This is a genomic window from Lichenicola sp. (assembly GCF_965198575.1).
GTDB lineage: Bacteria > Pseudomonadota > Alphaproteobacteria > Acetobacterales > Acetobacteraceae > Lichenicola.
The window spans coordinates 3,135,458-3,158,739 of sequence record NZ_OZ240671.1 but is presented as its reverse complement, the minus strand read 5'-3'; the positions used below and the strand labels follow the sequence as shown (position 1 = coordinate 3,158,739).

Sequence of the window (23,282 nt, the reverse complement as noted above, 5' to 3'; positions counted from 1 at the left end):
TCCTGCCTATCCTGACGAGCCTCGGGAGATCGGCATGACCATCAGCACATTCACCAGGAGCGCCGCTGCCGCCCTGGTTGCCGTTTCGGTGGTGGCAGGCTCCGCCGCAGCCGCCCCCGGATATATCAGCCAACCGATCAACCTGCGCGCCGGACCGGGCGTCGATTACCCGTGGATCGCCTCGCTGCCGCAAGGCACGCCGGCCGAGGTCTTCGGCTGCCTCGACGGCTGGAGCTGGTGCGATGTCGCCGTGGCAGGTGCGACCGGCGGTCTGCGCGGCTGGGTGGCCGGCCCCGGCGTCGAGATCGCGTACCAGAACCGGGAGGTGCCGCTCGAGGGCTACGGCCAGGAGATCGGCGTCCCCTTCATCGGGTTCGATTTCAACACCTACTGGGGCCGCTACTATCGCGGTCGGTCCTGGTACTCCCCCGTCGATCGCTGGCACGGCGGTGGCGGGCCTGGCTTCGACCACGGTCATGGCTTCGATGGTGGCCGCGGCGGTGGCGGCCCGGGAGATCGCGGACCAGGCGATCGGGGACCAGGCGATCGGGGTCCGGGCGATCGGGGTCCGGGCGGCGGTGGTCCGGACTTCAACCGCGGCGGCCACGGCGGCGGCGAACCCGGTCGTCCGCAGGGAGGCCAGGCTGCAGGGTTCCAGGGCCGACCCGAGGGCCGGCCCGCGGAGGGACCTGCGGGGGGACAACGTGGCCCGCAGCCGGCGCAGGGTGAGCGGCCGCAACAATTCCGACCGGGGGCCGGTCCGGAGCGCGGACCCGGGGGGCCAGGCGGCGGTCCGGAGCGTGGACCCGGTGGGCCGGGTGCCGGGCCAGGCGGCGGACACGGTCCGGCCGGTCCCGGACCCGAAGCCCATGGTCCGCCGGATCGTGGCCAGGGCAGACCGGACCAGCCGCCGCGCTAGAGCTTTTTCCGGTCGAACGGGATCGGAAAAACACTCCAGGTCGTTGTCGTGACGAGCATCCTTGTCCGATCGGTTAGCAAGGCCCGTCGGATGATGGTCCAGCCCTATCGGGCGAGCACCCGCAGCCGATCGAACAGCTCTTCCAGCGTGCCGCCCGCATCCGGCAGGACGCCCTTCAGGATCTGGTCGACCAGGTAGTCGCCGAGCCGGCGGTAGCTCTCGAAATCGCTCTCGGTGAAGAACTGGTCGGCGGTGCTGGCGTGCGGGAAGCTCTGCTTCAGGGCGGCGAATGCGTGCAGCTCCGCCGGTGCCTCCGGCGGCAGCCACGGCTTGATATAGACCAGCTGGCCGGACGCCGGATCCCGGCCATCCCGCGCCGGATAGGTGATCTCGGCAAAGGCGCCATGATTATGCAGCGTCGGCTCGCCGGTCCGGATCGGGCTGATGAAGTCGACCGTCACGCCGAGATCGAGGAGTGCGTGCTGCAGGGTGCGGCCGAGGTCGGTATAGACATACTTGCCGTCCTGGCCGGCATCGATCACCAGGATCCGACGGCATCGCCGATGCAGCATCTCGTAGAGACCGAGATTGTCGAAATGGCCGCCATCCGACAGATAGACGTAGCGGCTGTCCATGCGCGTCGTGCCGAGCAGTTCCTGCAGCATCGGCCAGAGCGCGTCGTGCGGGCTGGCCTGCTGCATCCAGTGCTGTCGCTGCCTCGGGCCGTCCAGATCCGGTGGGATGCCGGTCGCGATGCCGGCGACACGCTTCAGCGAGCCGGAATTGATCCATGTCGCGAACCGGCTGATCCAGGGCTGCCGCGTCGGCAGGCTCATCCCCGGGTTGGGCATCCAGGCGCCGAGCCGTACGTTGAACAGCGTCATGACGAACGCGGTCAGCGCCGAGGAGTGATATCCCATGTTGGGACTGACCGCCGCACCCGACAGCGTCATCGCGGTGCCGAGCGAGAGTCCGCGGCTCTTATCCTCGGGTCCGGTTTCGCGCCCTTCCCCGCCGGCATAGCAGGCCGTCGGGACATAGGCGCCGGTTCCGCCACGCAGGAACCGCGATCCGCAATGCAGCGGCGTGATGGTGAACGGCACCGCCTTGCGCTCCGCCCGCGCAGTATCGGTGGTCTGGGTGACGTTCAGGGTCGCGTTGATGACCGGAAACAGCCGTGCCGGCCGGCCGCGTTCGCGGTCCTCGAACATGTCCGCGACGCGCGTGTTGTCGGCAGGATCGAAATCCGTGAACGGGTCCGGCGCCCGCGTGTGCAGCCGGCGCGCTGAGCCCAGGAACGCGCGGATCAGCCGGTTGGCATAGACCGCATGCAGCGAGAAGCGGTTGATCTTCACGATCCGGCCCATCGACAGCGACGCCGCCAGGCAGGCGAGCAGAAGCAGGAGTGCCGCGACGAACGCCTCGCCGATGTCGGGCGCCGATCCCCACACATCCTCCGCGATGCGGAAGGTGAGCAGCGCCGCAAGCCGACCGAACAGCATCAGCAGTGACGTGATGAACAGCAGGGCGGCGAGCGGCAGCCACACCGTGGAGCGCAGCAGCAGCGGCCGCTTGGTCTCGGTGCTGTCTCCGGGCTGGAACGCCGCCTTCGCGCTGCTGCCGATCCAGGCCGCGGTAGGCCCGCTCAGGAAGCCCGCCACCGCCACGATGGTCTTCCAGAGCTGGGCACGGCCATCCAGGATCAGCGGCGGCAGCAGCAGTGTCGCCGCGGCCAGGACATCGTATCCGAGCACCAGGCGCAGCTTGTCGGCGTTCAGCCGTGCCAGCCACTCCCGGTCGAGCGCGGTGCGCAATCCCTCGCGTCGCAGCGCCACATAGACGGTCGAGCGCAGCACGTCGGACCCCATCACCCAGGGCGGCCCGGCGACGGCGATCCAGACCGCCGCCACGTCCTGCGCCAGGATCACGCCCACCCCCAGCATGAAGGCGGAGCAGGCACAGGAGCACAGCCAGGCGAGCCGGTTCCTGCGGAAGGCCTCGTCGTGCCGCACCCAGTACAGCGGCCACCGGCGCCGTTTCGGCTGCCCGTCGTGGTAGCTGCGGGCGACATGGATCCAGCCGAGCAGGTAGGCCAGCAGACCCGCGAGCAGACTCCCGAACGGCAGGATCCAGATCGGCCACTGCCAGGGCCGGCAGGGTGGATCCGCGCGAACCAGCAGGTCCGGCACCAACTCGGGCGGGATCTGGCTGGCACAGAGCCCGGCCGTGTGCGGGTCGGCGATCCAGAACAGTCGCCACACCGGCTCGACACCATGGCCGGCGGCCAGCAGCGGGAACACCGCGATCGGGGCGAGAAACGCCCATGCGAGGCCGGGCCAGACGATCGCGCGCATGACCGTCGCGGCATCCGGGCCGGCGGGCCTGGTGGGATCGGCGACGTCGGGTTGCTCATGGCTCGGCAGCAGGATGATCGCCTGCCGGATCGACACGCACAGCCCGCACAGCCCGGCCACACCCGCCGCCCGCGACAGCCAGATGCCGAACACGCCGGTCTCCAGGGTCCCCAACAGGAGCAGATAGAGCATCATCGCGGCGGCCAGGCCGAGCAGCACCGGCAGCAGGATCGCCCAGTTGATCAGCGTGTTGCGGATCCAGAGCAGGATGCCCGCCCAGGTGTCGAGGGACGCGAGCCCTGGCACCGGTGTCAGGTAGTTGGTGTAGCGGCGCAGCGCCTGCAGGGTGGCGGGGTCATCGAGCAGGGTGTCCGGCGGCATCGCGTGGTCGGCGATCCAGCGCGTCAGCCAGCTGCCCGTGAAGCCGCCGCCGGACACCGTCGACAGGTAGTGGAACTGGTCGAGCAGCCCGTCGCGGAGCAGCGGGCGGATGGCGCCGAGACAGAAGGCGGCACTGCGGATCCCACCACCGGACAGGCAGATCGCGGCAAGCTCGTCATCGGCGGAAGGCGCCAGCCTGGAGGCCTCCCGCCGCAGCGCAGGGCCGCTCTCCAGGATCTCGAACGTGTCCGGTGGGGCGGTCTGGCTCCGCTCCCAACGCGCCTCGACCCAGCGCCGGAACGCCCGCCCACCGCCGGACAGCGAACTGCGCCGCCACACCCTGCGGGCCCGGATCCGCAAACGCGCGATCGATCCGAGCGGCAAACCCTGAAGACGTTGCCGGAAGCCCTGCACTGCGGCTGCTCCCGCTGAAGTTGCCTGGACGCCCTATGTCTCGAGGCGAAAGAAGGTGTGACGCCCGATCATCGCGGTCTGCCTGGCCACGTTCGCCCAGATCGGGTGCGCCGAGCTCAGGTCCGCATAGCTGTCCGCCGAGTTGGTCCGATCGACCAGCGTCTGCGCGATCGCTCTCTCGGCGATGTCGAGTGCCGTCGCGAACGCGGCATCGGTGGCGTCGACCGCCTGCAGCTTCGGCCGGTTCGGGTCGCCCGGCAGCCAGCACGAGAACTGCGACGGCGCCAGGCAGACCGACCGGATATCGTTGCCCCACCAGCGCGGGAACGCCGCCCGGCGGCAGATCACGTTGGCGACGGCCTCCATTCCAGCCTGGCCCTCGCCGCGCGCCTCCCCCCATAGGGTCCGGGCGAAGGTGTCGCGGGTTGCCGCATGGGTGTCGGCGGCGGGTGCGGGTGTGGCTGCGACGGACGGTGCCGGCCGGGTTGCCACCGCCGGCCGCGACAACAGGGTCGTCAGCGCCGCCTGCTTCATGCCGACGCTGAGGCCGGCCTGTGGAGCCGGGGCCACGGCAGCGGGCTTTGTCGTCCCCATCAGAGGTCCGGCGACACGCTGGATCTTTTCCACGCTGCGCATCGCGCCGAGGCCGAGGAGCGGCACCAGGATCGCCGTCATCCAGTCCGGGTTCAGTTCGGGCAGCGCCGGATGGTAGCCGAACACGGCGCAGTTGAACGCGACGAACGGAGCCAGCAGGATCTGCCAGAGCAGGGCGGCGCCGCAGCACCAGCCGATGAAAGGTCGCCAGCCGGAAACGAAGAGGTTCTCGCTCTTCGCCTCCTCGAGATTGATGTCGTTCTGCTGCTTGAGCAGAGACTCGTCGGCTGCGAGAAGCGCCGTCGCTGCCGAGGCGGCCTCCTCCGCGCGTTTTTCCGGATCGGGAATGAAGTCGAGCAGCCGACCGACCACCGGTGTCGCCAAACTCGCGACAGCCTCGCTCGCGAGCAGCCCCGTAAACCCAGACATCATGGACTCCCACGATTGCGGCGTGTCGCCCGTGACCGGCACGATCCGCATGGGCACATCTGATTTCATGATGTTATTGAAACGATGTCTCCTGGGTCAAGCAAAATACCAGGAAAGAGACGGGTTCGGCGCAGTCTGGGACGTTCGCTACGCAGCCGATGCTGCACACGCTGCGGCGACGATCGGGCATGGACAGCAGGTGCCGGATCGCGTCCCATCGCGGCCACGAAGCTGAATATGAGGCCGACCGAGGATGCCGTTCGATCCGCTGCACCAGCCTGACGCCACCATGCAGGTCGACGGCGTCGTGATGGTCAGGGACCAGGATCGACTGCGCACCCTCCGGCTCGGCGGCCAGGCAGTGCGTCATTTCGCTCCCGGCTGGCGGGCCGGCGCCTTGTCTCGCCTGCTGCAGCCGCTGCTGCTGCTCGAGTTCCACGCAGCCACCGGTGAGAGCGGCCTGTGGATGCTCGACGAGGCGTTCGAGCATCTGCGTCCGAACCTGGACAGCCTGCCTCCGGAGCAGCTGCACATCGTGTTGGACACCATCCGCCCGGTGCTGGATTGGCTGCGGGACGGGCGGCTCGGCGATGGCCAGCCCGAGCCGGTCAGTGCCTTCCTGTCGCTGCAGCCGAGCCTGCGTCGGACGCTCGAGCAGATGTGCCTGGCCGCGCCCGACGCCCCGGATCCCGCCCGGTTGCCGCTCGAGCAGCGCCTGGCCGACACCGCGCCCGCGCCGCCTCCGGACGACCACACACTGCCGGTGCACGCCCGGGACGGCCGCTTCATGATCGGCGCCACCGGCCTCATCGTGCTGCAGGGCGGTGCGCCGGCGGTGCTGCATCCGGGCTGGCAGCCGCTCCGCATCTGCACCCTCGCCTTCCCGGTGCTGATCCTGGAGCTGAGCCACGAGAGCGGCGCGGCTGCGGTCTGGTATCTCGACCATCGCGGCGAGTTCATCGGCCACCAGGCGACGACCCTGCATCCGGCAGCGCGCACCCAGCTTGCACGGGTGATCAGGCCGCTCTTCGCCCAGCTCTGGCGATCGCTGCTGCTGCATCCGGACGAGCCTGTCGATGCCCGGCTGATCCGCTTCCTGGCGCTGCACGAGGTCATCAAGCTCGACCTGATGGCGCTGATGCTGGAGAGCCGCACCGAGGCCGGCATCCCGCACCCGACCCAGGTCTGGACGCTGACCGAGCCGCTGCCCCGCAACCTCGGCTACGTGATCCCGACCGGCACCGGGCAAGTCGCGATCGATCCGGAACATGCCCGCGCCGCCTGCCTGCAGCCGCTGCAGGAGAACTTCATCGAGATGCTGCTGCAGGGTGAAACGAGCTGGCCCTCACCGGTCGACGGACAGAAGGTGCGGACGATCCTGCGGCCGTTGTACTACGACAATCTCTGTTTTGCGTACCAGCTGCACGATGCCCGGCACGACCTGACATTCCACATCGTGGCGCTGGAATGGCATTTCCGCACCTTCGGGATCTATTTCCCGTCGATCGACCTGCTGGTCGCCGCCGACGCGGCAAGCGCCACCCGCACCCGGCATTACTGCCTGGATTTCGTCGCCATGATGCAACGCCACCTGCTGGTGTACGGGCAGAGCATCGCCATCGGCAACGCGCGCATCAAGGCCCACGCGCCCTCCCCCGCCGGTCCGCTGGTGCAGGCCTTCCGCGGCGAGCCGACACTGCATATCGGGCATTATCTCTGGCAGGACCTGACCGGCCTGGACGCGCTGGTCGCCAGGGTGCCGGCCGGGAAGCTGCCGCCCTGCCTGGTGTTCGACAGCCATCTGGCGGCCGAGATGTACGGCCCGATCGACCGCATCCATCCCGAGCTCGAAGGCCGGGTGATCCGCCGGCCGAGCCCGTTCGAGCACAGCATCCGCACCTTCTACGAGACCGGCACGCGGGTCATGAAGATCACCGGCATGGTGGTGACCCGCAGCGTCGGCGCGCACGTGATGGCGGCGATCGACACCGACCCGCGCTGGGACGGCGAGCGTGCCGAGATGGCCGCGATCGCCCCAGGGACGCCGGTGATCCTGCTGGGCTTGCGGGTCGGCAACCGCACGCTCGAGGACCAGGCCGGGGTATTCGGCCGGCTGGTCGAGGATCTGGTGACGGCATTCGCGCCGAAGCTGCCGGTGATCGTGCTGGACGGGCACAACTCCTCCGCAGAAGGCGCCACCTACCGCAGCGTTGCCGACGACCGTCCCGGCGCCACCCCGTTCATTGATGCCGAGCGCGCCATTGCGGCGGCACTGGCAGAGACCTGTGCGGCACGCGGCGTGCGGCTGGTCGACACGATCGGCCGGCCGGTGCCGGTCAGCCTGATCTGGTGCCGCCGGGCGGGCTTCTTCGTCGCACCCTGGGGCGCGGCGCTCGCGAAATACCGCTGGATCTGCAACACGCCCGGCCTGGTGATGACCGGGCACTGGAACCTGGTGCAGCGCGGCGATCTCGACCTGTACCACAACCCGGCCGTGCTCGAGGCGCCGTCCGAGCTGGTGTTCCTGCCCGCCGACCATGTGCAGGACATCATGGTCCCCGGCGAGGCTCCCGACCGTGCCAATTTCCGCGTGGACGAGGCAGCCCTGTTCGGTCTGGTGCGCCGGTTTGCCCTCAATCACGCGTAGCCGTTCACCATCGCATCAGGAGCTGGTGGCGTTTACCTCCTGGTAAGGAATATGGCCGACAAGGTGCGCCTGGTCCTCCGGATCGAGGAGATCAGGTGTGAGCGTTTCTCCGGCATCCCTTTCGACGACTGCGGCGACAGCATCCGCCGGGTCTGACGGACTGTACTCCCTGAGCGCCGTCGTTCCGGCGTCGGTGCTGGACGTTCCGCCTGTCACCCAGGCCGGCAAGGATCCCCTTGTCGCCGCGGTGCTCGAAGACATCACGGTCTATAACAAGCTGGCCTGGATGCAGCAGAACACCGACTGGACGGGATACGAGTCCCAATTCGGTGCGGCCATGACGGCGAAGGCCAAAGCCGAACAGATCGCCGGGCTGGCCCGGTTTGCCAACCTCATCAGCTTTGAGTCGTCCGCGTCCGGCGTACCCGTCGCAGCAGGCTCCGCTACCAAGTCGGGCCTCACCGTGGCCCGCACGCCGATCCCCGGCAGTACGGCACCCATTACCGTCAGGACCGAGCAAGATGGGAGCCTGAGCGCGTTCAGGAACGGCCAGTTCTGGAAAACCTTCACCGGCCGATCGCTGGTCGGGCTGGACCCGAAGCTCGGAGCCGGAGACATCGCGCTGCAGCTTCTGGATACGAAGCAGGACAGGACGGTGCGGTTCGCCTGAACGTCCCCCACCCGCCGGACGGGAGGTGACGCACGGGCGCCCCCGGCTGCGGCCGACCTACGGGCTCGAGATCAGCGGCGGGGTCTGCTGGTGCTGCACGACCCGCCATTCGCCCTGGGTCAGCCGGCGATACGTGGTGGTGCAGTGCGCCTCGTATGGGCTTACGCCTTCTCGCTCCGCCACTGCCTTGTAGGCGATCACGATCAGGCCTTCCTGGGGTCGCGACACCTGGCGCTCGGACAGCTCGACCGTGCTCCAGCGCGGCGTGCTCGCGACCGCTTCGACCGCCTGCGCGCCGCTCATCACGAATGGCGGCGCCGGCAGCACCATCAGGCATTCCTCGTCGATCGTGGCGCGGTAGTTCTCCGCATCACCTGTCCAGAGACCTTCCTCGGAACCCCAGATCCGTGCGTCATCCATCGTGCTATCCCTCATCGTGCGACGAGGCTGTATCGCCGGACAGGCCGGATCGTTCGCCAGGAGAGGGCCTTCAACGCCCTGCGCAAAACGATGCGGACATTCTTTGCGGGCACGCTGCTCTGCTGTCTCGCCGGATGCGGCTTCGACAGCGCCGTCGTGGCAGTCGGCCCCGACACCTATACGCTGTCGGTGGAGCGTGCACCCGCACTCGGAGGCGGCCGCGAGGCGAACCGTCTGGTCCTGGCCGAGGCCAGCCGCTTCTGCCTGCAACAGGCGAGGGTCAGCACGATCCTGGACCTGCGTCCGGATGGCGACCCATTCACCCCATACTACCCGACCGCCTTCGACATCATCTTCCGGTGCGCGACGCCCGCTGCCGGCAATGCTCGAACCTCTGGACCTGCGGCCACGCCCGGCTGAGCAGGTGCGATGCCATCAGGGTCGTCCGGCACGGTGATACGGATGTCCGGTGCTGATCGCTCGTGCACGATAGAGCTGTTCCGCCAGCAGCCCGCGCACCAGCATGTGCGGCCAGGTCATCGCCCCCAGCGACAGGCTGGCATCGGCACGCGCCATGACGCTGGCATCGAGCCCCTCGGCGCCGCCGATCACGAAGCAGAGCGGCCGGCCGGCAACGAGCCACGCCTCGAGCCGGGCTGCAAAGCCGAGACTGTCGGGCCGCTCGCCGCCCTCGTCCAACGCCACGACCAGCGCCGCCGGCGGCAGAACAGCGAGCAGCGCCTGGGCCTCACGGCGCTTGATCTCGATCGGGGCGCCGCGGCCCTCGGGCACCTCGACCAGCTCGAGCCTCGGCGCCAGGCGCTGCTGGTAGCGCTCCAGCAGATCGCGCTCCGGCCCGTCCTTCATCCGCCCCACGGCGATCAGCCGCACGGCGGGCGAGGCTCAGGTCGGACCCTCGTCCGCGGGCTCGTCGAGATCCGCGCCCCACATCCGCTCCAGCGCATACAGCGCACGCGCGTCCGGCTTGAACAGATGCACGACGATGTCGCCGGCATCGATCAGCACCCAGTCCGACCCGCCGGCGCCCTCGATCAGCACCCGCTTGAGCCCGACCTCCTTGAGTTTGGTCTCCAGGTGCGTGGCCATCGCACTGATCTGGCGGTCGGCGAGGCCGGTGGCGATCACCATGCGATCGGCGAACGAGGCGCGGCCGGTCAGGTCCAGGGTGACGATGTCCTCGCCCTTGTCGTCGGCCAGGCTCTCGGTGATCACGCCGAGATACTTCTCCAGCACCGACGGCTCCAGCGTCGCCCGGGGTGCGGCCTTGCCACGCGGGCCCTGCGGTCCGGCGGCGGCGGCCTTCTTGCGTGGGGTGCCGGGCGCGCGCACCGCCTCGGCCAGTGCCGCTGAGGGCCTGGACGCACCGGCTCGGGTGGATTTGCCGGGTTCGGCGATGGGCTTCCTGGCGATGATCGGTCTCCTGCCGGAACGTGTCTGACGGATGGCACTCCGTCTCTCTGGTGTCGAGAGGCGCTTTATCGGCCTGTCGCGCGTCCCGGCCAAGGCTTGCGTTTGCCACGCCCGGTTTCGCGCTCGCGCCGGAGGGCGGTGGCCGAGATGTCGGTTTGCGGCGCGGTCAGGAAGATCCAGGCAGGTGCTGCCTGGTTCGCAAGGATCGTCGCCTCCCGCGCCGGGTGCCGCGCGTGCCGCAGCCGCAGCGCCGCCCGGCCGGCGAGAGCCCGATGATTGTAGGACGGCCGTGGCAGCACGGCGACCGGCACCGTCCGCACCAGTTCGCGCCAGCGACGCCAGCGTGGCAGCTCGGCCAGCCCGTCGGCGCCCATCAGCCAGACGAAGCGCACCTCGGGGAACCGCCGCCGCAGGTGGCGGACGGTGTCGATCGTGTAGCGGGTGTTCAGGCTCCGCTCGATGTCGGTCGCCACGATCCGGCGCCCATCGGCGATCGCCCCCGCTCCTGCCAGGCGCACATCGAGCGGGGCCATGCCGGCACGCGGCTTGAGCGGGTTGCCGGGGGAGACCAGCAGCCACACCTGGTCGAGCTGCAACTGCACCAGCGCCTGCCGGGCGACCTGCAGGTGCCCGTCATGCGCCGGATTGAACGAGCCGCCGAGCAGCCCGATGCGCATCCGCCGCCGATCGCCGCGGTGCGGCACGCCAGCTCGTGAGCCGTGGGTCACGGCCGCGTCTGGCCGGTCCCGATCACCTCGTAGCGGAACGTCGTGAGCTGCTCGAGCCCGACCGGACCGCGCGCATGCACCCGCCCGGTGGCGATCCCGATCTCCGCGCCGAAGCCGAACTCGCCGCCATCGCAGAACTGCGTCGACGCGTTCCACAGCACCACCGCGCTATCGGTGCCGGCCAGGAACCGGCGCGCGGCCGCCTCGTCCTCCGCCACGATCGCCTCGGTATGGCCGCTGCCATGGGCTGCGATATGCGCCAGCGCCGCGTCGAGATCGGCCACCACGGCGACCGACAGCGTTGCATCCAGCCACTCGGTGTCGAAATCATCCGCGGCCGCCGGTGTCAGCCCCGGCACGATGGCGCGGGCGGCTGCGTCGGCCCGGAAGTCGCAACCGAGTGCGCCCAAGTCGGCAATGATCGGCGGCAGCAGCGCACCGGCGACCGCCGCGTCGATCAGCAGCGTCTCGGTGGCGCCGCAGATGCCGGTGCGGCGCATCTTGGCGTTGGCGACCAGGCGCCGCGCCATGTCGGCATCGGCCGAACGATGGACGTAGGTGTGGCAGAGGCCTTCCGCGTGGGCCAGCACCGGCATCCGCGCCTCGCGCTGCACCCGCTCGACCAGCGACCGGCCGCCGCGCGGGATGATCAGGTCGACCAGCCCCGCCGCTCCCAGCATCGCCCCGACATGCGCGCGATCGGCGTCCGGCGGTATCTGCACGCACGCCTCGGGCAGCCCGGCCGCGATCAGCCCCTCGACCATCGCAGCGTGGATCGCGCGCGCGCTGTGCAGGCTCTCGGAGCCACCACGCAGGATCACCACGTTGCCGGACTTGAGACACAGCCCTGCCGCGTCGGCACCGACATTCGGTCGGCTCTCATAGATCATGCCGATCACGCCGATCGGCGTCGCCACGCGCCGGAACTGCAGCCCGTTGGGCCGGGTCCAGGCCGCAAGTTCACGCCCGAGCGGATCCGGCAACGCGGCGATCTCATCCAGCCCGTGCGCCATCGCGTCGATGCGAGCCGGCGTCAGGGTGAGCCGGTCGCGGAACGCATCCGTGGCGGTCGAGACGTCGAGATCCCGCGCGTTCGCGGCCAGGATCTGCACGCAGCGATCGCGGATCGCCGTCGCCGCGGCCTGCAGCGCCCGGTTGCGCGTGGCCTCGACCGATCCGGCCAGGATGCGCGTCGAATTCCGCGCCGCCGCCGCCGCGTCGGCGATCCACGATCCGGGCACCGCTCCCGGCGCGTTGCCGCCCTGGCCCAAAGAACCCAGCCCAGGTCAGGAGATCAGGCGGCTTTCGCCTGGATCAGCGTCGCCAGGTCGCCGACATTCTTCAGCTGGTCGACCTCGCGCGAGCGCAGCTTGATGCCGAAATGCTGCTCGACGCTGATGATGATGGTCACCATCTTGATCGAGTCCCAGCCGGGCACCTGGTCCGCCGAGGTGGTGGGCGTGATCTTCAGGGTGTCGTCGCCGAACACCTCGTGGAACACCTCGGTGAGGCCCGCATAGACTTCCGCTTCCGTCGCCACGTCGTGTGTCTCCTCAGTTATTGGACGATGAGGCGCCGGTTCAGGCGCCTTCGCTGATCGCCATGTAGCTCTCTGCCGGCACGAAGTCATGCAGCGACAGCCGGGCCACGTGGCCGCCATGCGCCTGCTCGACGTGATCGGAGAAGCCGAGCTTGCCGTAATGGCCGGACACCATGCCGTTCTTGGCGGTCGGGATGTACTCGCCGACCAGCGTCTCGGCGCCGAGCTCGCCTGCCGCCTGTGCGATCAGCGCCAATGTCGCCTCCTCGACGCCACGGCCGAGCACCCGGCACGACATCAGCCAGGTGTCGATGTGGCAGACCTTCGCCTCGTCGACATGCCCGATCACGATGGCGATGATGCCGTTATCGCCGAACCGGTCGAGCAGCCGCAGCTGCAGCCCGAAGGAGTTCGGATCCGCCATCAGCGCGCTCACCTGCTCCTCGGTCTTGCGACGCGTGGTCAGGTTGAACTGGTTGGTCTTGTTGATCAGCTGGACGATACGGCTCAGCCCGATGCGGTCGAACCGACGCCAGACCAGCTGCATCTCCAGGCTGCGCAGATACGCCGGCAGGTCGGTCGCCGAGCTTTCCAGGGCGGCGCGCTCGCGGTTCGCCTGATACTGCACGGTGCGCGCGCGGTCCTCGTCGGTGATCGACAGGCCCTCGAAATAACCCGCATCGGCCAGCACCTTGGCCATCAGCGCCGGATCGTCGTCGGGGATCTCGGGCACCGCCACCTCGGGCAACTCGCCGCGGACCAGGTTGCGCTCGAACGGGTTGTCATCGAGGAACACCAGGCTGTCGAGGCCGATATTCAGGTCCTTGGCGATGCGCCGCAGGTTGGTCGCCTTGTCGTCCCAGTTGGCGAAGAACGACGAGATGTCGGAGCGCTTCAGCAGCATGTCGGGGTGCTTCTCGAACGCCGACAAGGCGTTGACCTCGTCGTTCTTCGAACACACCGCCAGGATCACGCCGCGCTTGGCCAGCGACTTCGCGTACTCCTGCACCGACAGGAACGCCTCGCCGAGTGCGGATCCCTGGCCGATGGCGATGCCTTCCAGCCCGTCATCGCCGATCACCCCGCCCCACAGCGTGTTGTCGAGATCGAGCACCAGGCATTTCGAGCTGCGGCCCTGCAACGCCGCGACCAGCCGCCCCACCAGGTCGCCATACACGGGAGCTGCGACGGGGGTGACCTCCTGCTTGGCGCGATGCCACAGCACCGGGTCGTGCCACTCGTTGATGCCGTCCTGCGCCGCCGCATCGTCGAGTGCGAGCAGCTGCACGCCGGCCGCATCGGCCTCGCTGCGCAGCGCCTGGTTGATCCGCGCGATCAGCCGCACCGGCGACCCGGGCAGGCGCTGTTCGTTGCTGCCCATCAGCGTCGGCAGGGTCGGCATCACCGTCTGCTGGATCACCGCCGCACCCAGCTTCTCGCGGGCAAGCGACCAGCACTGGCGCATCCGGCCGAGCTGCTCATCCAGCGCGGCGTCGGCGGCGGCGGCATCGGAGGCAGCGTCGAAGCCTGCGGTCACATGCCGGCTGTCGAACGCCAGCAACACCACGTCGGGCCGGAAACGGTGCAGCTCCGCATCGACGTCGGCGAGTTCCTGCTGATACTGGCCATACTCGCCCTCATGCAGGGTGAGCCAGATGTTGCGCCTGAGGGCCGCGACGCGAATGGGGGCGAGCAGATGCACCGTGGTCGAGGAGCCGAGGATCGCCAGCCGCACCGGCTTGGTCGGCAGTCCCGGCGGCGGGGCTTCCCCGAAATGGCGACGCACCAGCTTGTCGAGCCGCTCGACCTTGAGGAAATCCAGGCGCTGGTTGGCAAGTGCCACCAGGTCCGCCCACGCAACGGTCCCGGCCGCCTCGAGCGCCTTGATGCGCGTGACGAAATCGGTCGGCTCGGGCAACCAAGCCAGGCTGGGTTTCGGCATCAGGACCTCGGTTCGGGTGCAGCGCATCATTCCTGCGGCCCCCGGCAGTGTCAATCGAACCGGCCGCCGACCGCCCCGCCAACCGGTTCCCCGGCATGAACTCCGCCCTCGGCAAGCCGCTGCGCAACCTGCTGGGCGGCGTCGCCTTCGTGCTGGCCGTCATGGCGCTGGCAATCGCCGGCTACATGCAGGCCGGCTGGCCGCTCGCCGACGCGCTGTACATGACGGTGCTGACGGTGTTCACCGTCGGCTACGGCGAGGTCCACCCGATCGTCGGGGTCGAGCTGCGCACCATCACCATCGGGCTGATCGTGCTCGGCTGCTCCGGGACGATCTTCCTCACCGGTGCGCTGGTGCAGTTCATCACCTTCAGCCAGATCAACGACATCCTGGGAACGCGCCGCATGAAGAGCCAGATCGAGAGCCTGTCCGGCCACGTGATCATCTGCGGCTTCGGCCGCATCGGCCAGATGCTGGCCCGCGAGCTGATCGCCGGCGGGGTGCCGTGCCTGGTGCTGGAACGCAACGAGGAGCGACTGGCCGGCGCGCAGGCGGAAGGCTTCCTGTGCCTGCGGGCCGACGCCACCGAGGAGGACGCGCTGCGGAGTGCCGGCATCCTCAACGCCCGGGCGCTCGCCACCGTGTTGCCGGACGATGCCGCCAACGTGTTCATCACCCTGAGTGCGCGCAGCCTGAACGGCCAGCTCACCATCATCGCCCGCGGCGAGGCGCCCTCGACCGAACGCAAGCTGTTGCAGGCCGGCGCCGACCGGGTGGTGCTGCCGACCCATATCGGCGCCGAGCGGATCGCCGAGATCATCCTGTACCCGGAACTGTCGGAGGCGCTGCGGCGGCCATCGGAAAGCGACGCCGCCGCCACCGGCCTGAGGCGCCTCGGGCTCGAGTTGCATGTCGTGACCGTCGAGGTCGGCAGCGCATTCGATGGACGCCGGATCGCCGAGATCGAGCGCCGGGCGGAAAACGGCTTCCTGATCCTGTCGGTGCAGGCCGGCCGGCACGAGGAGCCGAAGCGGGCGGAACCCGACATGCGGGTCAGTGCCGGCGCCGGCCTGACCCTGGTCGCCCGCACCGGTCGGGCAGTGGCCCTCGACGGCTTCCGCGCACCGGTGCGCACCGGGCGGAATGGTCCGATCCGCGGGTGATGCGTCGGCGTGGCGCGGTCAGACGTTGAAGCGGAACAGCAGCACGTCGCCGTCCTTCACCACGTACTCGCGACCCTCGATGCGCATTTTCCCGACATCCTTGGCGCCGGCCTCGCCCTTGTAGGCGATGTAGTCGTCGTAGCCGATCGTTTCGCAGGCGATGAAGCCGCGCTCGAAGTCGTTGTGGATGACCGCCGCCGCCTGCGGGGCCTTGGTGCCGACGGTGATCGTCCAGGCACGGGTCTCCTTCGGGCCCACGGTGAAATAGGTGGTCAGCCCGAGCAGCCGGTAGCCGGCCGCGATCACCCGGTCGAGCCCACTATCCGACAGGCCCAGCCCCTCCAGGAATTCGGTGCGATCGGCCTCGGGAAGCTGGCTCACCTCGGCCTCGATCGCCGCCGAGACCACCACCGAGGCCGCTCCCTCGGCACGCGCCTTTGCCGCCACGCGCTCGGACTGCGCGTTACCGGTCGCAGCCGCTGCCTCCTCGACATTGCATACGTACAACACGGGCTTCGCGGTCATCAGCTGCAGTCGGCGTACCGCCTCGGCCTCGCCCGCGGGGATCGCGGTGCGCGCCGGACGGCCGGCCTGCAATGCGGCCAGCAGCGGCTCCATGATCGCCACCTGCGCCGCGGCGTCGCGATCGTTGTTGCGCGCCTTTTTTTGCAACGGCAGCAGGCGCTTCTCCAGGCTGTCCATGTCGGCCAGCATCAGCTCGGTCTCGACCGTGTCGGCGTCGCGGATCGGATCGACCGAGCCCTCGACATGGGTGACGTCGTCGTCCTCGAAGCAGCGCAGCACGTGGATGATGGCGTCGACCTCGCGGATGTTGGCGAGGAACTGGTTGCCGAGCCCCTCCCCGCGCGAGGCGCCCCGCACCAGCCCGGCGATATCGACGAACTCCAGGCTGGTCGGCACGATCTTCTGGCTCTTGCCGATGGTGGCCAGAGCCTGCAGCCGGGGATCGGGCACCGCGACGCGACCGACATTCGGCTCGATGGTGCAGAACGGGTAGTTCGCCGCCTGTGCCGCCGCGGTCGCGGTCAGGGCGTTGAACAGGGTCGACTTGCCGACATTGGGCAGCCCGACGATGCCGCAGTTGAAACCCATCAGTTCTGATCCTTCGAGACGGGGCCACCGACAAGCAGTGCCACGCGTGTCATGAACGGCTCCGGGCGGGTCTCCGGCAAACCTTGCGCCAGCAGCGGTGCCGCGTCCGCCACCGCGTCGAGCAGCGGCACCAGCCAGTCCTGATCGACCTTGGCGAAATCACCCAGCACATGCCCGGTGACCCGCTCCTTGATCCCGGGATGGCCGATGCCGAGCCGCACACGCCAATAGTCCGGCGTGCCCAGCATGCGGTCCATGCTGCGCAGCCCGTTATGCCCGGCCGCACCACCGGCGAACTTCACCCGGATCCGCCCAGGCGCCAGGTCGAGCTCGTCATGGAACGCGGTGATTGCGGTCGTCGGCAGCTTGTAGAAGGCGGCCGCCTGCTGGACGCTCTCACCGGACGCATTCATGTAGGTAAGCGGCTTCAGCGCCAGCACCTTCACGCCGCCGACCACGCCCTCCGCGAACTCGCCGCGGAAGCGCTTGCGCCAGGGCGTGAAGCCATGTCGGCGGGCGATCGCGTCGATCGCCATGAAGCCGATATTATGTCGTTGCCGCGCCATCCCGGGCTCGGGATTGCCGAGCCCGGTCCAGAGCAACATCGATCCGCCCGACCCCGAAGACTACTTCTTCGCGGCGGGCTTGGCAGCGGCCGGCTTCGACGGGGCCTTGGTGCCCTTGGCCGGAGCGGCCGCAGGTGCTGCAGCAGCCGCGGCGGGCTCGGGCTCGGCGACGATCGTCGGCGCCGCAACCGTGGCGATGACGAAGTCGCGGTCGAGGATCACCGGAACGGCGTTGCTGGTGTCCTTGATGTCGGACCAGCGGACGTTGTCGTTGATGTCGAGCTCGGACAGGTCGATGCTGAAGTTGGCCGGGATGTGGTCCGGGTCGACCGACACCTCGATGGTGTGGCGAACCACGTTCAGCACGCCACCGCGCTTGATGCCGACCGAGGTCTCCTCGCCGGTGAACACCACCTGCACGGCCACCTTGATGTGCTCGCCCGGCGCCAGGCGCTGGAAGTCGACATGGATCGGACGATCGCTCACGGGATGCAGCTGCACCTCGCGCATCAGCGCGCGCACCGGCGCGCCGCCGTCATTGATCTCGTACAGCCGCGAGCGCCAGCCGCTCTTGACCAGCTCGCGCATCACCACCCGCGGGTCGAGCGCGATCAGGCTCGCTTCCTGCTTGGCGCCGTAGATGACGGCTGGTACCAGCCCGTCCCGCCTCGTTGCGCGCGCTGCCCCCTTACCAGCCTTCGCACGCACCGACGCCTCGATCGTCGTGAAATTGGTCACTCTCTGCTCCTGAATACAAAGCGCGCCGGCCTCCAGGGGTGCCAGCGCGACAGCACGCATCAGCCGACGCCGAGCGCGAAGGCGCGCGTCTAGCGAAAAAACGCCACCGAGGCAAGGTGGCCGCAACCCGACAGGACGCTACCGAGGTTGGTGCATAATCCCAAGAGTTGCGGATCTGCCTTCAGAGCACGCGGCGCCATTCGTACCGGTGAACCCGGAGCGTCCTGATCTTGCAGGCATTCTACAACTTGGCCGGCTTCTTGCGGAGCGCCTCGTCGACATCGCAACGGATTTCGCACGTGCCGCTGATCTCGAGCCTTTCACCCGGTCGTCGGAGGCTGCTGCACGCCATCGTGCTCGGCGCCTGCTGTGCCGCCATCACGCTCATCCTGGCCGCCGCCGCGACGGGCGCCTGCACGCCGACGCCGGCGCTGTTGCGGTTCCCCAACAGCCACACCGACCGGATCGTGTTCGAGGCCCGGGGTAGCCTTTGGACCGTGCCGATGGTCGGCGGCACCGCGGCCGCCTTATCCACGAGGCCGGTTGTGACACGGCGCCGCATCATTCGTCGGACGGCACATGGATCGCCCTCACCGCCAGCATCGGCGATGCTCGGGAGGTCGATGCAACCCCGGCAGATGGCGGCATGACGCGCCGGCTCACCGTCTCCGAAGCGAACGGCGCGCATCCGGCGACCGGCGTCGCGGAAATCTGGTCGGCACCTGGACGCCGGACGGCAAGGCCATCGCGTTCCTGACGGCGCAGGCCAGCTGGAACCGCGAGACCACCCGGCTGCATCGGTTGCTGCCCGCGGGCGGCCTGACCTGCATCTCCGGGATGTGAGCAGGCCAGGCGGAGGCATGTCGGAGGAGGCCTATAGCGATGATATAGACATGCCTTCTATAGCGGTGCTACAATGCCCTGATGAGCATGCGCGAAACCCTGCTGAAGGCGGCATTGAAGGTTCTGGGGGAAGGCGGCGAGGCGCAGTTCTCGACGCGCGCGGTCTGCGCTGAGGCAAAGGTCACCGCGCCCACGCTCTACCACCACTACGGTAGCGCCGACGGTCTCCTCAGCGCCGCCATGACGGAAGCCTTCGCGCAGTTCCTGCAACGCAAGCAGGTGGCCGTCCAATCCGACGATCCCGAGATCGCGCTCCGGCACGGCTGGGACGATTACGTGTGCTTCGCGGCATCGCACCCCCGGCTCTACGCGGCCATGATCGGCCGTTTCCTCCAGGGCGCCCGCATACCCGCCGCTGAGCAGGCCTTCGCGCTTCTGATCGAACGTCTTCGAGCCCTGGCCGTCGAGGGACGGCTTGCCGTCCCGGCGGGAGCGGCCGCCGACCTCATGTGGTCGTCCGTCAACGCCGCATCCCTGCTCCATGTGACGGCCCGCCTGCGCGATGCGGCGCCGCCCACCCCCGCCGTCGTCGCGAGCATCCGCGAGCAGGCCCTGCAGGCGGTCTTCCGCCCCAAACCGAAAGAGCCGCCGCCATGAAAATCCTCGTCACCGGAGGCACCGGCTTCCTCGGCAGGCACCTGATCCCGAAGCTTGTGGAGGGCGGTCATCAGGTGCTGGCGCTGACGCGCTCTGCATCGTCCAACGAGGCGATCCGGGCGCTGGGCGCCTCCCCCCTCGCGGGCGACCTGCAAAGGTCGCTGTCTCCCCTGCCTGCAATCGACGCCGTCGTTCATGCAGCCGCCCGGTTCCGCTTCGCAGGGCCACGCGCACCCTACTTCCGGACAAACGTCGATGGCACCGCCGTGCTGCTCCGCGCAGCCGAGAAGGCCGGCGCGCGAACCTTCGTCCACATCAGTGCTGCGGGTATCACAATGGATAACCGGGGCACGCCGCTCCGCGACATCGACGAGAGCGCGCCGATCTACCCCGACAGCTTTTCCGGCTATCTTGCGAGCAAGGCCCGCGGCGAGACGCTCGTCCTGGCTGCCGACAAACCCGGCTTCCGGACGATCGCCCTTCGTCCGTCGGCGATCTGGGGGGTGGGCGACGGGTTCAGCCGTGAACTGCCGCGTGCCATCGGTTCCGGGCGCTTCGCCTTCTTCGATCGGGGCGATTACGCCTTCTCGATCTGTCACGTGGATAATGTCGTCGAGGCGGTGCAATGCGCGCTCGAGCGTGGCACGAACGGCCAAGCCTACTTCGTCAACGATCGGGAACGGCAAAGCTTCCGTGAGTTCATCGCGATGCTTGCGGGCGTGCAGGGCTTGTCCATCGATAAAGTGCAGTCGATGCCGTATCGCCTGGCCTTCACCCTGGGGGGGCTGCTGGAGGCCGCCTGGACCGTGACGCTTCGCAAGGACGACCCGCCACTCTCACGCTCGATGGTGCGCATGATCGGGCGGGAGTTCAGCACCAACGATGCCGCCGCGCGCCGCGAGCTGGGCTATGCCGGAAGGACATCGCGCGCGGATGGCCTGCGGAGCTACGAGAGGGTTTCTCCGCCCAGGGCCTGACGTCTCAGCCCGTGTCGCGGTGCCGGCGCGACGGGTGGCGCAAGGACTCGCCAGGGGCGTAGGCCGCGCGGGAAGCAGTGGTCGCCGTTCCTGAAGGGTGAGCGAGAAAGGCCTCTCACCACGCGTGACGCGCGACCGCCACCCCAGGCCGATCGCGCCACCGCCGCCCCTGCTGCCGACCGATCCGGACGAGGGCCAGGTCCCCGCCGCCACCATCGAAGCAGCGGGATAAACGGCGCCTTTACGCCGCCATCGCGGATCCCGCATCGCTTCTTTACGCCAACCTCCGGCAGCCTGCGTCGCGATGAGCGTCCTCCCGACACGGCCCTTGACCGACCCGCGACCGACACGCGGCGTCGCCCGGATATCTGCCTGTCGCGGCAGTCCGCCGTCCGGAGACCGACCATGAAACTGCAGAAGATCCCCCGCCATTCCGCAGATGTCGGCGGGCGGCTGTCGGCGGGTGCCGCCACCGCCTACGACGCTGCCGGCGCGGACTATCTTTCCTACGCGGACGGCGATCCGACACGGCCGTTCGAGTTCGAGGGCTGCCTCGGATTTGCCGACCGCGAGATCTGGCGCCGCATCGACGCACGTCTGGCGCAGCTTGCCGCCGCCGGCCAACGCCACATCCGGATCCTGGACGCCGGCTGCGGACCCGGCACCTGGCTCGGCCGCATCGTGCTTGGCGCTCACACCCACGGCTTCACCACGATCGAGGCGCATGGGCTGGACATCTCGCCCGCCATGGTGGCTCTCGCGCGCACCACGCTGCATCTCGCCTGTTCCGTGCATGACATCACCGGGGCCAGGCTCGACGTCTCGCTCGCCGACCTGAACCAGCGCCTGCCGTTCCCGGACCGGCATTTCGATATCGGCCTGTGCCTCTACGGCGTGCTCAACCATCTCCCCCGCGCCAGCCACGCGGCGGTGGCGTCCGAGCTTGCGCGCGTCACCGGCGACGCGCTGTTCGTGACCGTGCGCGCCGTCGGCAGCCTGCCCACCATCTATGTCGACCGGCTCGACCGCGCGCGCTCGTATCGCCAGGACAACGACGCCGACTGGCTGGATGTCGACCTGGCGGATGGCCGGCATCTCGGCTTCCCGTCGCATCTGTTCCGCGCCGACGAACTGCGCGGGCTGTTCCGGCCACTGCTCGGCACCGTCGCCACCATCGGGCTCGACGTCTTCCATGGCCGCTTCGCCACCGACCCGAACTGGAACCCGCGCGCGATCCGTGGCCAGGACAGCTTCGACGAAAGCCTAGACCGGCTCGAGCGGGAATACGGATCCGACCCGAATTTCATCGACCGCGCGGCCCACATCCTGCTGGTCGGCGAACAGAGCCCGGGGGCCCATTCATGAACGCGGTGAGCAAGGCAGAGGCCCGGCACTCGAAGCTGGCGCACGGCGAGCTCGGCCTCTCGGCGGTGGAAGTGCTCGCCTACAACTCGGAACTTCGCGACAAGGACGGTCTGATCGGCGACCGCGCCAGCAAGCGCGCCTTCCAGGCGATGCTGGAGCAGGCGCGCCAGGCGCTGAAGGCTAACGGCCGCGACCCGCTCGGCGAACGGCCGACCGCGGATCTCGGCAAGCGGACGCTCGATCGCATCCTGACCAAGGGCGAGCCGGAAGCGGCGGCTCTGGTCATGGGCACCGTCGAGCAGTTCGGCGGCGAGCTCGCCACGCTGGTGCGGCGCCTGTTGCGCAGTTCGGGCTGGCGCGGCGTGGAGCGGATCGCGATCGGCGGCGGCATGCGCGCGAGCTGGGTCGGTCTGCTGGCGATCGCCCGCGCCGGTCTGCTGCTGCGCGCGTCCGGCCAGACGGTGGAGTTGCGGCCGATCAGGCACCACCCGGACGAGGCCGGCCTGGTCGGTGCCGCCCAGCTGGTGCCGCGCTGGATGCTGTCGGGCCATGACTGCATGCTGGCGGTGGATATCGGCGGCACCAACATCCGTGCCGGCCTGGTCGAGCTCAATCTCGGCCGACGCGGGAGCCTGTGCGACGCCCGTGTCATGGGGCTGGAGCTGTGGCGGCATCGCGACGACGAGCCGACCCGCGAGCAGGCGATCGAGCATCTGTGCCGCATGCTCACCGACCTCACCCGCCGGGCTGCGCGCGACAAGCGGCGGCTGGTTCCGCTGATCGGCATCGGTTGTCCCGGGCTGCTCGAGGCGGACGGCACCATCACGCGTGGTGCCCAGAACCTGCCGGGCAACTGGGAGGGCAGCCGCTTCAGCCTGACCGAACGCGTCACCGCCGCCTTGCCGCAGATCGACGGTCACGCCACCACCGTGGTGCTGCATAACGACGCGGTGGTGCAGGGCCTCAGCGAGGTGCCGTGGATGCAGGACGTCAGCCGCTGGGGCGTGCTGACGATCGGAACCGGCCTCGGAAACGCCAGCTTCCAGAACCGGGAGGCCGCCTGAGGCAGCTTGGATGGTCGACATCCGTCAACAGGGCACCACCTGCCGTTCGAAATAAAACCCACGGGTGCGGCCGCATCGATCCAGCCGCGGCCGCCTGCTCGACCGTTGCGGTGTGTACCGATCGGCGGCGTCGACCCTGATGCCAAGCGCCGAAAGCTCCTTGGCGAGGCACGCCGTCACCGCGTCCAGAGCCGATTTCGAGCCGTCGTATCCTAAGTGCCTCGGCGTTTTTTCCGGACCGGTTCATGCCGGCTCCGTCGAGGGCTTTCATCGACCTGATTGCGAGCCCCCGAACGTCCCTGTTCTGAACGCACCGTGTTTCCTTGC

22 protein-coding genes are annotated in these 23,282 nt (G+C 69.0%); 9 read left to right on the top strand and 13 right to left on the bottom strand.

What is annotated here, in order from left to right:
* Positions 1 to 34: 34 nt before the first annotated feature.
* Positions 35 to 919 carry an SH3 domain-containing protein gene (locus ACOEQ2_RS14320; protein WP_419728642.1) on the top strand — a complete coding sequence of 295 codons (885 nt, stop codon included), beginning with the start codon at positions 35 to 37 and terminating at the stop codon, positions 917 to 919.
* A 104-nt stretch (positions 920 to 1,023) separates the two neighbouring features.
* Here ACOEQ2_RS14320 and ACOEQ2_RS14315 read toward each other — a convergent pair whose 3' ends face one another.
* Together ACOEQ2_RS14315 and ACOEQ2_RS14310 are read right to left on the bottom strand one after the other, a co-directional pair.
* A complete protein-coding gene (locus ACOEQ2_RS14315; RefSeq protein ID WP_419728641.1) occupies positions 1,024 to 3,993 on the bottom strand; it encodes a hypothetical protein in 2,970 nt (989 codons plus the stop codon).
* Between the two features lie 108 nt (positions 3,994 to 4,101).
* Positions 4,102 to 5,091: a 3TM-type holin gene (locus ACOEQ2_RS14310; RefSeq protein ID WP_419728640.1), complete on the bottom strand. Its 990-nt coding sequence runs from the start codon at positions 5,089 to 5,091 to the stop codon at positions 4,102 to 4,104.
* Positions 5,092 to 5,344: 253 nt separating this feature from the next.
* Between ACOEQ2_RS14310 and ACOEQ2_RS14305 the strand changes: the two genes are divergently transcribed.
* Together ACOEQ2_RS14305 and ACOEQ2_RS14300 are read left to right on the top strand one after the other, a co-directional pair.
* Positions 5,345 to 7,738 (top strand): hypothetical protein, encoded by a 2,394-nt coding sequence (locus tag ACOEQ2_RS14305; RefSeq protein ID WP_419728639.1) that lies wholly within the window; start codon positions 5,345 to 5,347, stop codon positions 7,736 to 7,738.
* 97 nt (positions 7,739 to 7,835) lie between these two features.
* On the top strand, positions 7,836 to 8,408 hold the full coding sequence (locus ACOEQ2_RS14300; RefSeq protein ID WP_419728638.1) for a hypothetical protein: 573 nt from the start codon (positions 7,836 to 7,838) through the stop codon (positions 8,406 to 8,408).
* 57 nt (positions 8,409 to 8,465) lie between these two features.
* On the opposite strand, the gene ACOEQ2_RS14295 is transcribed toward ACOEQ2_RS14300, so the two are convergent.
* Positions 8,466 to 8,828: a DUF4440 domain-containing protein gene (locus ACOEQ2_RS14295; protein ID WP_419728637.1), complete on the bottom strand. Its 363-nt coding sequence runs from the start codon at positions 8,826 to 8,828 to the stop codon at positions 8,466 to 8,468.
* A gap of 90 nt (positions 8,829 to 8,918) precedes the next feature.
* Here ACOEQ2_RS14295 and ACOEQ2_RS14290 point away from each other — a divergent pair, with 90 nt between their 5' ends.
* On the top strand, positions 8,919 to 9,248 hold the full coding sequence (locus tag ACOEQ2_RS14290; RefSeq protein ID WP_419728636.1) for a hypothetical protein: 330 nt from the start codon (positions 8,919 to 8,921) through the stop codon (positions 9,246 to 9,248).
* A 15-nt stretch (positions 9,249 to 9,263) separates the two neighbouring features.
* Here the strand turns inward: ACOEQ2_RS14290 and ACOEQ2_RS14285 are convergent, their stop codons facing one another.
* The 6 genes from ACOEQ2_RS14285 to ACOEQ2_RS14260 form a co-directional block, all read right to left on the bottom strand.
* Entirely contained in the window at positions 9,264 to 9,719 is a 456-nt protein-coding gene (locus tag ACOEQ2_RS14285) for a 23S rRNA (pseudouridine(1915)-N(3))-methyltransferase RlmH (protein ID WP_419728635.1), read from the bottom strand.
* A gap of 12 nt (positions 9,720 to 9,731) precedes the next feature.
* Entirely contained in the window at positions 9,732 to 10,190 is a 459-nt protein-coding gene (gene rsfS / locus ACOEQ2_RS14280; protein ID WP_419731234.1) for a ribosome silencing factor, read from the bottom strand.
* A 134-nt stretch (positions 10,191 to 10,324) separates the two neighbouring features.
* Positions 10,325 to 10,936, bottom strand: a complete 612-nt coding sequence (locus ACOEQ2_RS14275) for a nicotinate-nucleotide adenylyltransferase (protein WP_419731233.1) — start codon at positions 10,934 to 10,936, stop codon at positions 10,325 to 10,327.
* Positions 10,937 to 10,983: 47 nt separating this feature from the next.
* Positions 10,984 to 12,228, bottom strand: coding sequence for a glutamate-5-semialdehyde dehydrogenase (locus tag ACOEQ2_RS14270; protein WP_419728634.1), 1,245 nt, complete (start codon positions 12,226 to 12,228; stop codon positions 10,984 to 10,986).
* A 53-nt stretch (positions 12,229 to 12,281) separates the two neighbouring features.
* A complete protein-coding gene (locus tag ACOEQ2_RS14265; protein WP_419728633.1) occupies positions 12,282 to 12,527 on the bottom strand; it encodes an acyl carrier protein in 246 nt (81 codons plus the stop codon).
* A gap of 40 nt (positions 12,528 to 12,567) precedes the next feature.
* On the bottom strand, positions 12,568 to 14,469 hold the full coding sequence (locus ACOEQ2_RS14260) for an HAD-IIIC family phosphatase (RefSeq protein WP_419728632.1): 1,902 nt from the start codon (positions 14,467 to 14,469) through the stop codon (positions 12,568 to 12,570).
* A 95-nt stretch (positions 14,470 to 14,564) separates the two neighbouring features.
* On the opposite strand from ACOEQ2_RS14260, the gene ACOEQ2_RS14255 reads away from it, so the two are divergent.
* A complete protein-coding gene (locus ACOEQ2_RS14255; RefSeq protein ID WP_419728631.1) occupies positions 14,565 to 15,632 on the top strand; it encodes a potassium channel family protein in 1,068 nt (355 codons plus the stop codon).
* Positions 15,633 to 15,650: 18 nt separating this feature from the next.
* On the opposite strand, the gene ychF is transcribed toward ACOEQ2_RS14255, so the two are convergent.
* The 4 genes from ychF to ACOEQ2_RS14235 form a co-directional block, all read right to left on the bottom strand.
* Complete coding sequence (gene ychF, locus ACOEQ2_RS14250) at positions 15,651 to 16,745, bottom strand: redox-regulated ATPase YchF (protein WP_419728630.1); 1,095 nt, start codon at positions 16,743 to 16,745, stop codon at positions 15,651 to 15,653.
* The gene (pth, locus tag ACOEQ2_RS14245; protein ID WP_419728629.1) at positions 16,745 to 17,350 is read right to left on the bottom strand and encodes an aminoacyl-tRNA hydrolase; all 606 of its coding nucleotides are present in this window, start codon (positions 17,348 to 17,350) and stop codon (positions 16,745 to 16,747) included. The genes ychF and pth overlap by 1 nt, the downstream gene beginning before the upstream one ends.
* Before the next feature lie 21 nt (positions 17,351 to 17,371).
* Entirely contained in the window at positions 17,372 to 18,049 is a 678-nt protein-coding gene (locus ACOEQ2_RS14240; RefSeq protein WP_419728628.1) for a 50S ribosomal protein L25/general stress protein Ctc, read from the bottom strand.
* 241 nt (positions 18,050 to 18,290) lie between these two features.
* On the bottom strand, positions 18,291 to 18,737 hold the full coding sequence (locus ACOEQ2_RS14235) for a hypothetical protein (protein ID WP_419728627.1): 447 nt from the start codon (positions 18,735 to 18,737) through the stop codon (positions 18,291 to 18,293).
* 242 nt (positions 18,738 to 18,979) lie between these two features.
* Here ACOEQ2_RS14235 and ACOEQ2_RS14230 point away from each other — a divergent pair, with 242 nt between their 5' ends.
* The 4 genes from ACOEQ2_RS14230 to ACOEQ2_RS14215 all read left to right on the top strand — a co-directional run bounded on the left by ACOEQ2_RS14230 (position 18,980) and on the right by ACOEQ2_RS14215 (position 22,955).
* Complete coding sequence (locus ACOEQ2_RS14230) at positions 18,980 to 19,549, top strand: TetR/AcrR family transcriptional regulator (RefSeq protein ID WP_419728626.1); 570 nt, start codon at positions 18,980 to 18,982, stop codon at positions 19,547 to 19,549.
* Positions 19,546 to 20,526, top strand: coding sequence for an NAD-dependent epimerase/dehydratase family protein (locus ACOEQ2_RS14225; RefSeq protein WP_419728625.1), 981 nt, complete (start codon positions 19,546 to 19,548; stop codon positions 20,524 to 20,526). Before ACOEQ2_RS14230 ends, ACOEQ2_RS14225 begins: the two co-directional genes overlap by 4 nt.
* A gap of 405 nt (positions 20,527 to 20,931) precedes the next feature.
* The gene (locus ACOEQ2_RS14220; RefSeq protein WP_419728624.1) at positions 20,932 to 21,891 is read left to right on the top strand and encodes a class I SAM-dependent methyltransferase; all 960 of its coding nucleotides are present in this window, start codon (positions 20,932 to 20,934) and stop codon (positions 21,889 to 21,891) included.
* Between the two features lie 5 nt (positions 21,892 to 21,896).
* Positions 21,897 to 22,955: an ROK family protein gene (locus ACOEQ2_RS14215; protein WP_419728623.1), complete on the top strand. Its 1,059-nt coding sequence runs from the start codon at positions 21,897 to 21,899 to the stop codon at positions 22,953 to 22,955.
* The last annotated feature ends 327 nt before the right edge of the window (positions 22,956 to 23,282 follow it).

Bases quoted from the DNA above. Each gene is read 5' to 3' on its own strand.
- pth (WP_419728629.1), bottom strand. From the start codon at position 17,350: ATGTTGCTCTGGACCGGGCTCGGCAATCCCGAGCCCGGGATGGCGCGG.
- ACOEQ2_RS14235 (WP_419728627.1), bottom strand. From the start codon at position 18,737: ATGCGCGCCGTTCGCTTCGGAGACGGTGAGCCGGCGCGTCATGCCGCC.
- ACOEQ2_RS14220 (WP_419728624.1), top strand. From the start codon at position 20,932: ATGAAACTGCAGAAGATCCCCCGCCATTCCGCAGATGTCGGCGGGCGG.
- ACOEQ2_RS14275 (WP_419731233.1), bottom strand. From the start codon at position 10,936: ATGCGCATCGGGCTGCTCGGCGGCTCGTTCAATCCGGCGCATGACGGG.
- ACOEQ2_RS14290 (WP_419728636.1), top strand. From the start codon at position 8,919: ATGCGGACATTCTTTGCGGGCACGCTGCTCTGCTGTCTCGCCGGATGC.
- ychF (WP_419728630.1), bottom strand. From the start codon at position 16,745: ATGGGTTTCAACTGCGGCATCGTCGGGCTGCCCAATGTCGGCAAGTCG.
- ACOEQ2_RS14255 (WP_419728631.1), top strand. From the start codon at position 14,565: ATGAACTCCGCCCTCGGCAAGCCGCTGCGCAACCTGCTGGGCGGCGTC.
- ACOEQ2_RS14260 (WP_419728632.1), bottom strand. From the start codon at position 14,469: ATGCCGAAACCCAGCCTGGCTTGGTTGCCCGAGCCGACCGATTTCGTC.
- ACOEQ2_RS14225 (WP_419728625.1), top strand. From the start codon at position 19,546: ATGAAAATCCTCGTCACCGGAGGCACCGGCTTCCTCGGCAGGCACCTG.
- ACOEQ2_RS14295 (WP_419728637.1), bottom strand. From the start codon at position 8,828: ATGGATGACGCACGGATCTGGGGTTCCGAGGAAGGTCTCTGGACAGGT.
- ACOEQ2_RS14310 (WP_419728640.1), bottom strand. From the start codon at position 5,091: ATGTCTGGGTTTACGGGGCTGCTCGCGAGCGAGGCTGTCGCGAGTTTG.
- ACOEQ2_RS14305 (WP_419728639.1), top strand. From the start codon at position 5,345: ATGCCGTTCGATCCGCTGCACCAGCCTGACGCCACCATGCAGGTCGAC.
- ACOEQ2_RS14320 (WP_419728642.1), top strand. From the start codon at position 35: ATGACCATCAGCACATTCACCAGGAGCGCCGCTGCCGCCCTGGTTGCC.
- ACOEQ2_RS14230 (WP_419728626.1), top strand. From the start codon at position 18,980: ATGCGCGAAACCCTGCTGAAGGCGGCATTGAAGGTTCTGGGGGAAGGC.